We start from the raw sequence: 8510 nt of genomic DNA on the forward strand, positions 1-8510 counted from the left end.
GAAATGGGGCGAAAGTCTGTGGACTCTGTGTAAGACAGTACATGGTTTTTTAACTGTGGTATGCGACGGTGGTGGAAGCAGAAACTTAAATCGTGAGGTTTAGGAATCGCCGCACTTTTAGGGCGGCGAGGATGTCAATAAAGATGAGGCTAATCCCTGCCATCTTAGGGCATACTGTGAGTGTAACGAAGCACCATATTATTCAGTTTGCTTTCCCACTCCTTCCCTAGCTGAATCTCTATATTGGAGAAGCCATAGTCATGATCGAAATGAAAGTCGCTGGAATTGCCCTAGACGCTATCACTCGCAGTCCCATTGTACTGCTGAAGGATGGTTCCGAGCGTCGCGCCCTACCTATCTACATCGGACAAGATCAGGCTAAGGCCATTATCACCGTCCTCGAACAACAAAGACCCCCTCGTCCCCTCACCCACGATTTGATCGCTAATATTTTTAAAGTTTGGGACATGGATTTAGAAAAGATTATCATCCATTCTCTCCAAGATAATACCTTTTATGCTGTTCTCTGTCTCCAGCGCGGCGAAGTCAAAAAAGAAATCGATTGTCGTCCCAGTGATGCGATCGCCATTGCCCTGCGTACCAACAGTCCTGTCTGGGTAATGGAAGAAGTGATCGCTTCCGCTTCTATCCCTGTCGATCGTGACGCGGATGAGCAGGAACGTCAAGCTTTTCGCAATTTCGTCTCCAATCTTAGCCCCTCAGACCTGATCCAACGTCACGGTGATTTTAGTGATCAGTGAAAATTCAGGAGATAGGAGATAGGGGTTTAGGGGTTTAGGGGTTTAGGGAAATTTCAGCCAAATGCTCCACTTCCCCACTTCCCCACTTCTCCACGTCCCCACTTCCCCACTTCCCCACTTCCCCATCACCCCACACCCCACACCCCACACCCCACACCCCACACCCAATACCTTCTAACTGGTAACTGATAACTGATAACTGGTAACTGATAACTGATAACTGATAACTGAATCAATGCGTTATCGACGATTTGGCCGTACTAATTGGCAATTTTCGCTGTTTTCCCTGGGGACAATGCGCTGTTTGTCCTCAGAGTCGGTGTTTACTGCAACAGTTGATCGCGCCCTAGAATTGGGGATTAATCACCTAGAAACAGCCAGAGGTTACGGTAATAGCGAAGTTTTTCTCGGTCGCTACCTGCAGCGTCAAGGAGTGCGGGAGCGGGTTTATCTGACTACGAAATTGGTCCCCACTCCCGATCGCCAAACTATGGAAAAAGCGATCGCCGAATCCCTAGAACGATTACAATCAAATTACCTCGATTGTCTAGCAATTCACGGTATTAACACCCGCGAGCATTTAAACTGGATTAAAGACCCGCAAGGCTGCATGAAAGCCGTTTTTATGGCCCAAGAAGCTGGAAAAATCGGTCATATTGGCTTTTCTACCCATGCACCCCTAGAAATTATTCTGGAGACGATCAATACAGATTTCTTCGCTTTTGTCAATATCCATTACTATTTTTTTTGGCAAAGACAGCAACCGGCGATCGCTTTAGCCCAAGCAAAGGACATGGGTGTGTTTATTATTTCCCCTGCTGATAAGGGAGGTGGTCTCCACAGACCTCCCAAGAAGCTAGAGGAATTATGCGCTCCTTTTTCACCCTTAGAGCTAAATTATCGCTTTTTATTGAGCGATCCGCGCATTACTACCCTCAGCGTCGGGGCAGCGATCCCAGAGGAATTAGAGGCAATTATTAACGTATGCGAAGGAGATCAGCCCCTAGATGCGGCAGAAATTGCCGTTTTTAAGCGTTTAGAGGCACATTTAACCGATAAATTGGCTACAGATCTATGTAGCCAATGTTATCAATGTTTACCCTGTCCCGAAAATATTAATATCCCCGAAGTGTTGAGACTGCGGAATCTGGCAGTAGCTTACGAAATGACCGATTTTGGCCAGTATCGCTATCGAATGCTGGAAAATGCTGGTCATTGGTTCCCCGGACGCAAGGCCAATAATTGTACTGAATGTGGTGATTGTTTACCTCGCTGCCCGGAAAAATTGCCAATTCCCCAGCTGCTATTTAATACACACGAACTACTTAATGGCGCACCGCAACGGAGATTGTGGTCATCTTAGGACGAAACCCGAAAAAATTTTTTTTGGGGATCGTCAAAGTGTAAAAACTATCTTAAGATTAACAGGTAAGAGAATTAACTTTCTTGAATTTAAAGAGACAGAAAACAAGAAATAGATTAAGGAGTAAAGGATATGGCACTCGTCCCCATGCGGTTATTGTTGGATCACGCGGCTGAGAACGGATATGGCATCCCCGCTTTTAACGTAAATAATATGGAGCAGATCCAAGCGATCATGCAAGCGGCGGCAGCCACCGACAGCCCCGTTATCCTACAAGCTTCTCGCGGTGCGCGCAAATATGCAGGGGAAAACTTCCTGCGTCACTTGATCACCGCCGCGGTGGAAACCTATCCTCATATCCCCATCGTGATGCACCAAGATCACGGTAATGAACCCGCCACCTGCTACTCGGCCATCCGTAACGGTTTCACCAGCGTCATGATGGATGGTTCCTTAGAAGCGGATGCTAAAACTCCCGCCACCTACGAGTACAACGTTAACGTTACTGCTGAAGTGGTAAAAGTTGCCCACTCGATCGGTGCTAGTGTGGAAGGAGAACTCGGTTGTTTAGGTTCCCTAGAAACTGGTAAAGGAGAAGCGGAAGACGGCCACGGTTTTGAGGGAGAATTAGATCACTCGATGCTGTTAACCGATCCCGATGAAGCGGTGGATTTCGTCGAAAGAACTCAAGTAGATGCTTTAGCAGTAGCCATTGGTACTAGCCACGGCGCTTACAAATTTACCCGCAAACCCACCGGCGAAATTCTCGCTATTAGCCGTATTGAAGAAATTCATAACCGCTTACCCAATACTCACTTGGTTATGCACGGTTCTTCCTCGGTTCCCGAAGATCTCCTCGAATTAATCAACCAATTCGGTGGCGCTATCCCCGAAACCTACGGTGTTCCCGTGGAAGAAATCCAAAAAGGCATCAAGAGTGGTGTGCGTAAAATCAATATCGACACCGACTGCCGTTTAGCAATTACCGCCGCAGTTCGTGAAGCACTATTCAGCAACCCGAAAGAGTTTGATCCCCGTTTCTTCCTGAAACCCTCGATCACCTATATGCAGAAAGTTTGTGCCGATCGCTATCAACAATTTGGTACCGCCGGTAACGCCAGCAAAATCAAACAAATGTCCCTCGATGATTACGCAGCCAAATATGCTAAAGGGCAATTAACCCAAGTCAGCAAAAAAGTTGTGGCTGTCTAGTAGCTGAACAATTAAGCGATCGCTTAATGGCACCGATCTAGGAGAATTTTTTGGGGTAGTTAACCATAACTACCCTCTTTTTTATGGGAATGCCTTCAAGGGAAAGAGTTGTCAGATAAGAATCGATGGCTCTCTTGGGTTTGGTGGGTAAAATGTATTCTAAGATACAGTTCCGCCAGCGAGTGAGTGGGGTGCATCTCACATTTGCGGGACTACCGACAATCAGCAATTATCAGTGACTCGTAGATGATTACAAATATATCAGCAGCTGCGTGTAAGCATCCCACCGAAAAGCTCATGCGCTCCGGGGTTTGGGTAGGGTTGATTCATGAATCAACCCTACCCAAACGGGTGGTTTGGGGGGTTCTACCCCCCAAAAGCTGGGATTGAGCGATAAAACCGAAAGTAATGCCCGATCTTAGCCGAGAGTTTCCCCGTAAAAATCCCAATTGGTAGATTTACAAAAATGAGATGCACCCAGCGAGTGGAACGAACCACAAAGACACAAAGGACACAAAGATTGATCGCTCCTATATAAGTTAAACTGATCACACAAAGAATAAGAGAGCCAATCGATTTCAGAGAAAAGACTATACTGAAAATAATCAGCAGATCAGCACTTGATTTATAAGAGAAGCAAGATGAGAAAAAAATCGTTGTGGGTGGGATTATTAGTGGGATTTTGGTTTTGTCTGACTTGGATGGCATGGACACCCACAGCAGCCGCCTTTAGCGAAGAACAAAAATTACTACTGCAATCTTGGCGATTAGTCAACCAATCCTATTATGATGACACCTTTAATCATCAAAACTGGTGGCAGGTGCGGGAACAATTCATCAAAAAACCCCTCAACGATCGGACGGCGGCCTATAATGCGATCGAACAGATGTTAGCCACTCTCGATGAACCTTTTACCCGTCTCCTGCGACCGGATCAATACCATAACCTACAAATTAGCACCACGGGGGAATTATCGGGGGTAGGACTGCAAATTAATATCAATCCCGACAATGGTTATCTAGAAGTGGTTGCCCCCCTTGCTGGTTCTCCTGCTGAGGCCGCTGGTTTGACTAGCCACGATCGCATTTTGTTTATTGATGGCATCGATACCACTACTTTAACCCTCGACGCGGCGGCGGCCAAAATGCGCGGCACCCCCGGAACAGAAGTTTCCTTAGTCATTCTTCCCGATCAAAAAAGTCAACCAAAAACCCTATCTTTAACCCGTCAACGCATTTCTTTAAGTCCAGTGGTAGCGGTTTTGGATAAAAATTCTAGTTCCTTGCCCATCGGTTATGTGCGCTTAAATCAATTTAGTGCTAACGCTGCCAAAGAAGTCTCGGAAGCGGTGACAGATTTACAAAAACAAGGGGCAAAGGGTTATATTTTAGATTTAAGAAATAACCCCGGTGGTTTACTGCAAGCGGGCATAGAAATCGCTCGGATGTGGATTAATCAGGGAACGATCGTTTATACGGTTAATCGCGAGGGAATTGCCGATAGTTTTGCCGCTTCTGGCAATGCTTTAACCGACTCGCCTTTAGTCGTTTTAGTCAATCAGGGAACCGCCAGCGCCAGCGAGATTTTAGCCGGAGCATTACAGGACAATCAACGGGGGGTTTTAGTGGGAGAAAAGACTTTCGGTAAGGGATTAATTCAGTCCCTATTCGAGTTACCCGATGGGGCAGGATTAGCGATTACCGTGGCGAAATATGAAACTCCCGCCCACCATGATATTCATAAGTTAGGAATTATCCCGGATCAAGTGGTGGCACAGGAACCGATCACATATCAGGAAATCGGCACCGAAAAAGATAGTCAATACCAAACGGCAATTCAGTTTTTAAACCAGAACACCGTTTTAGCCAAAGCTTCCTAAGTGGGGTTTTCAGTTATCAGTTACCAGTTATCAGTTATCAGTTATCAGATGCGAGTTTTCAGGATTCTTCGTTACTTGGTATAGTTCGATCGGGGGGCATAAATCGACTAAATCCTTATCTGGCAAGAGACTTAATTGATTAGTTCGTTAGAGAGGGAAAACAATTAACAAAGATCGCATCAATGTCTTTATATATAAGGGTTTTATCCCTTATAGCCCCGTTTATTGCCTAAGACAAACAAAAAGAACCGTTTTCAGTTTACTGTTTACTGTTTACTGTTTACTGATCACTGAAAAAACTTCCCACACCCCACACCCGACGGCATAGGTCGAACAAATTAGCCATTTTTTCCATCAATATCTAAATTAAGATGGAAACCTGTTTGATTTGAAGAGAATGCTAACATCGATTAGAATTTTCCCAGTCCGGGCTTTTCAGTCTTGCAACCTTGACTCATCCTTGATTTTACTGCCATGCAGAGATATATTCGATCGCCCCTAGCCCTAACCCTGAGCATCAGCCTCTTAGCTAATTTTTTAACCGCTTGTAATAATGCCCAAACCCCCGATAACACTGCCTCTAGTCCCACCACCACTGGCCCCGGTGATCAAGGCTTAAAATTAGGGGCTTTACTGCCCATTACCGGAGATTTAGCCGCCATTGGTCAAAATATGCCCGAAGCAGCCGCCCTAGCGGTAGAGACTATCAATGCCTGTGGTGGAGTCAATGGCAAACCCGTCACCCTCGTGAAAGAAGATGACCAAACCGATCCCGCCGCCGGTGCTTCAGCGATGACGAAACTAGCGGAGGTGGATAAAGTAGCCGGTGTGATCGGTTCCTTTGCCAGTAGCGTCTCAGGAGCAGCCGTCGATGTGGCGGTGAGAAAGAAAGTTATGTTAGTCTCTCCGGGTAGCACCAGTCCTGTATTTACTGACAGGGCGAAAAAAGGCGATTTTAAAGGTTTTTGGGCGCGGACGGCTCCCCCGGACACCTACCAAGCTCAAGCTTTAGCGGTCCTAGCTAAGAAAAAGGGTTTTCAAAATGTGGCCACCGTCGTGATCAATAACGATTATGGAGTCGGATTTGAACGGGAATTCGTGAGCGCTTTCGATAAATTAGGCGGCACTATCACTAATAAGCAAAATCCTGTCCGTTATGACCCGAGAGCTGCCACTCTCGATAGTGAAGCGGCGGCTGCCTTCGCTAACCAACCGGATGCTGTAGCGGCAGTCCTTTACGCTGAAACCGGCAGTTTATTACTGCAAGCGGCCTATAAACAGGGATTGACCAAAGGAGTTACCGTCCTCCTCACCGATGGGGTTTATTCGGAAGATTTCACCAAACAGGTGGGGAAAGGAACCGATGGTAAGTCAATTATTGCCGGCGCCCTAGGTACAGTCCCTGGGGCCGACGGTCAAGCTTTAAGCGCTTTTACTACTCTCTGGAAGGAAAAAACTGGCAAGGATGTCACCGCTTTTGTTCCCCATACTTGGGACGCGGCGGTTTTATTGATGTTAGCAGCTGAGGCGGCTAAATCTAACACTGGTGAAGGGATTCAAAGCAAGATTCGTGAGGTGGCTAACGGTCCGGGGACGGAAGTAACCGATGCTTGTCAAGCCATGGAAATGATTCGCAAAGGCGAGGATATTAACTATCAGGGGGCCAGTGGCAATGTGGATATCGATGAAAATGGCGATGTGGTCGGTAGTTACGATGTCTGGACTGTCAAGGATGACGGGACTCTCAAGGTTATCGATCAGGTGACACCTAATCAGTAATCAGTAATCAGTAATCAGGAGTCAGGAGGTAGGGGATAGGGTGATAGGGATTTAGGGGTTTAGGGAAATTTCAGCCAAATGCTCCACTTCCCCACTACTTCACTACCCCACTTCATAATTCATCATTCATACTTTGTGCTTTTTGTCAAAAAAACTTTTTTTTTTGCAACAAAACTACACAAAAAAAAGATCATCGTTGTGGGTGAAATTGACTCATTTACCTGTCTTAATTAGGGTCTGCTGAAAAAGTTTTTCCTAGGGGCAGGGTGTAGGGTGTAGGGTGTGGGGTGTGGGGTTTTACAGATTTTGAGGGGGTCAATTACCTAATTTTCAGGGAAAAAGTCCCTGAATTTCCCCAACAGTCTTATGGGATGAAAATTCGACCGATTCCCATATAGTTTTCTAGATCAAATAAAATCTCAATCAAGCGGGTAGCACATCTTTGCCGATAGCTACTTTCATCAAAGCGATCAGGGTTTCCAATTGTCAGAATTGGCAGGGAAGCGGGTGTATTTTCTTCACGTATGGTTTGTTCCAGCGAATCAATTCCTTTCATATTTCGATTTGCTGTAATTAAAATCATCTGAGTGTTTTGAGCAAATTGCCAAACAACCCGATCACTACTATCCATCGGCAATCCAACATCCTGAAAGGTGAAGAAGCGGATGGGCAAAAGATCAAGCCATCCTTCTGCTGAGAGGGTTCCCCAGAATAAAACAACATCGCCCGTTAAGTTGTAGTCAATCAGAAAGTTCATGATTGAGATTCAATGCGTGCTTTCCACTCTTGAAGCTTCGCACGAATGGTTTCTTGACCGGGCTTAGGGGGCATCGCCGCAATCTTGGCAAATCGCTCACGATTTCGCTCTTCCCAGTATTGACGAATTTCTGTCGCTGTCTGCAAGCATTCTTGATACTCGGCTTCAACCTCAGTACAATGAGTCTCAATGTATGCTAGGGCTGAATCAATCTGTCTATCATTAAGACCAAGTTTTTCACGAATCAGCTTGGGGGGATACTGAGCCTTTAGGTAATCCATAACATCATAAAGGGTAATTCGCGTACCGGCGATTGTCAATCCACGCTCTGTACGAATAATAGCTGATTGCCCGTTGGATACCAGAACCATACTCATAACCTTCTAGAATTTCATCGAAAATTTGGGTCTGAAACCCCGTCGTTCTACGACGGCTTTACTGTTAAATATTAGCGCATTTACACGATATATGCTAGAATGCGAGATATGGAAAAAGCCTATTCTTACCGATTTTACCCGACACCAGAACAAGAGTCGCTATTGCGGCGCACTTTGGGATGTGTAAGATTGGTTTACAATAAAGCTCTCCACGAACGAACACAAGCATGGTATGAAAGACAAGAAAGAGTAGGCTACGCTCAAACTTCTTCAATGCTAACCCATTGGAAAAAACAAGAAGAATTAAACTTTTTAAACGAGGTAAGCTGTGTACCTTTACCACAAGGGTTAAGACACCTACAAACAGCTTTTACTAATTTC

9 protein-coding genes and 1 pseudogene are annotated in these 8510 nt (G+C 45.7%); 6 read left to right on the plus strand and 4 right to left on the minus strand.

The genetic code is table 11. From position 1 onward, the window contains the following. The first annotated feature begins 260 nt into the window (after positions 1 to 260). The 3 genes from O9290_RS13300 (at position 261) to fba (ending at position 3336) form a co-directional block, all read left to right on the plus strand. Positions 261 to 761 carry a bifunctional nuclease family protein gene (locus O9290_RS13300; protein ID WP_002758898.1) on the plus strand — a complete coding sequence of 167 codons (501 nt, stop codon included), beginning with the start codon at positions 261 to 263 and terminating at the stop codon, positions 759 to 761. A 235-nt stretch (positions 762 to 996) separates the two neighbouring features. Then, positions 997 to 2124, plus strand: coding sequence for an aldo/keto reductase (locus O9290_RS13305; protein WP_002758897.1), 1128 nt, complete (start codon positions 997 to 999; stop codon positions 2122 to 2124). Positions 2125 to 2256: 132 nt separating this feature from the next. Next, a complete protein-coding gene (fba, locus tag O9290_RS13310; RefSeq protein WP_002744497.1) occupies positions 2257 to 3336 on the plus strand; it encodes a class II fructose-bisphosphate aldolase in 1080 nt (359 codons plus the stop codon). 212 nt (positions 3337 to 3548) lie between these two features. Here fba and O9290_RS13315 read toward each other — a convergent pair. Continuing rightward, positions 3549 to 3785: pseudogene (locus O9290_RS13315) on the minus strand (hypothetical protein). Next, complete coding sequence (locus O9290_RS13320) at positions 3703 to 3918, minus strand: hypothetical protein (RefSeq protein WP_223212993.1); 216 nt, start codon at positions 3916 to 3918, stop codon at positions 3703 to 3705. The pseudogene O9290_RS13315 and the gene O9290_RS13320 overlap by 83 nt, the downstream one beginning before the upstream one ends. Positions 3919 to 3977: 59 nt before the next feature. On the opposite strand from O9290_RS13320, the gene ctpA reads away from it, so the two are divergent. Together ctpA and O9290_RS13330 are read left to right on the plus strand one after the other, a co-directional pair. Continuing rightward, complete coding sequence (gene ctpA, locus O9290_RS13325) at positions 3978 to 5216, plus strand: carboxyl-terminal processing protease CtpA (protein ID WP_288055938.1); 1239 nt, start codon at positions 3978 to 3980, stop codon at positions 5214 to 5216. 474 nt (positions 5217 to 5690) lie between these two features. Beyond that, positions 5691 to 6995 carry an ABC transporter substrate-binding protein gene (locus O9290_RS13330; protein WP_288055940.1) on the plus strand — a complete coding sequence of 435 codons (1305 nt, stop codon included), beginning with the start codon at positions 5691 to 5693 and terminating at the stop codon, positions 6993 to 6995. A 364-nt stretch (positions 6996 to 7359) separates the two neighbouring features. Here the strand turns inward: O9290_RS13330 and O9290_RS13335 are convergent, their stop codons facing one another. Together O9290_RS13335 and O9290_RS13340 are read right to left on the minus strand one after the other, a co-directional pair. Continuing rightward, positions 7360 to 7752: a DUF5615 family PIN-like protein gene (locus tag O9290_RS13335; RefSeq protein ID WP_288055942.1), complete on the minus strand. Its 393-nt coding sequence runs from the start codon at positions 7750 to 7752 to the stop codon at positions 7360 to 7362. Beyond that, the gene (locus tag O9290_RS13340; RefSeq protein WP_002758892.1) at positions 7749 to 8123 is read right to left on the minus strand and encodes a DUF433 domain-containing protein; all 375 of its coding nucleotides are present in this window, start codon (positions 8121 to 8123) and stop codon (positions 7749 to 7751) included. The genes O9290_RS13335 and O9290_RS13340 overlap by 4 nt, the downstream gene beginning before the upstream one ends. A 114-nt stretch (positions 8124 to 8237) precedes the next feature. Here O9290_RS13340 and O9290_RS13345 point away from each other — a divergent pair. Beyond that, a partial coding sequence (locus tag O9290_RS13345; protein ID WP_288087147.1) for a helix-turn-helix domain-containing protein occupies positions 8238 to 8510 on the plus strand: 273 nt, incomplete at its 3' end.

Source organism: Microcystis sp. LE19-41.2A (assembly GCF_027530405.1).
In the GTDB taxonomy this organism is placed as follows: domain Bacteria; phylum Cyanobacteriota; class Cyanobacteriia; order Cyanobacteriales; family Microcystaceae; genus Microcystis; species Microcystis aeruginosa.

What these genes read in the sequence shown, in the direction of transcription:
- O9290_RS13305 (WP_002758897.1), top strand. Translation starts at nt 997, where the DNA reads ATGCGTTATCGACGATTTGGCCGTACTAATTGGCAATTTTCGCTGTTT.
- O9290_RS13335 (WP_288055942.1), bottom strand. Translation starts at nt 7,752, where the DNA reads ATGAACTTTCTGATTGACTACAACTTAACGGGCGATGTTGTTTTATTC.
- fba (WP_002744497.1), top strand. Translation starts at nt 2,257, where the DNA reads ATGGCACTCGTCCCCATGCGGTTATTGTTGGATCACGCGGCTGAGAAC.
- O9290_RS13300 (WP_002758898.1), top strand. Translation starts at nt 261, where the DNA reads ATGATCGAAATGAAAGTCGCTGGAATTGCCCTAGACGCTATCACTCGC.
- O9290_RS13330 (WP_288055940.1), top strand. Translation starts at nt 5,691, where the DNA reads ATGCAGAGATATATTCGATCGCCCCTAGCCCTAACCCTGAGCATCAGC.
- ctpA (WP_288055938.1), top strand. Translation starts at nt 3,978, where the DNA reads ATGAGAAAAAAATCGTTGTGGGTGGGATTATTAGTGGGATTTTGGTTT.
- O9290_RS13340 (WP_002758892.1), bottom strand. Translation starts at nt 8,123, where the DNA reads ATGGTTCTGGTATCCAACGGGCAATCAGCTATTATTCGTACAGAGCGT.